We start from the raw sequence: 260 nt of genomic DNA on the forward strand, positions 1-260 counted from the left end.
GTGGCCTTCTTTTCACTTGAAATGAGCGCAAGAGAGCTGGGTTACAGGCTACTTGCCATGTGTTCAGGCATTGCGTCTAAAAGAATCAAAAACAGAGCGCTGTTCCAGGAAGAGGTACCGAAGGTAAGGCAGGCAGAAAAGCTCATCCAGAAACCTAACCTCTTTATTGATGACACCCCACAGCTATCCCTGCTTCAATTCAAAGCAAAAGTACGACGGCTGGTGTTTAGCCATCAGGTAGAGTGTGTAATCATTGACTA

At 46.2% G+C, this 260-nt stretch carries 1 protein-coding gene; it reads left to right on the forward strand.

Annotated elements, in window-relative coordinates; all coding sequences use genetic code 11:
- Positions 1-21: 21 nt before the first annotated feature.
- Positions 22-260 (forward strand): DnaB-like helicase C-terminal domain-containing protein (locus tag Q0954_RS34785; RefSeq protein ID WP_299466893.1); only part of this gene is annotated, 239 nt, incomplete at its 3' end.

Source organism: uncultured Microscilla sp., from assembly GCF_947493425.1.
Lineage (GTDB): Bacteria > Bacteroidota > Bacteroidia > Cytophagales > Microscillaceae > Microscilla.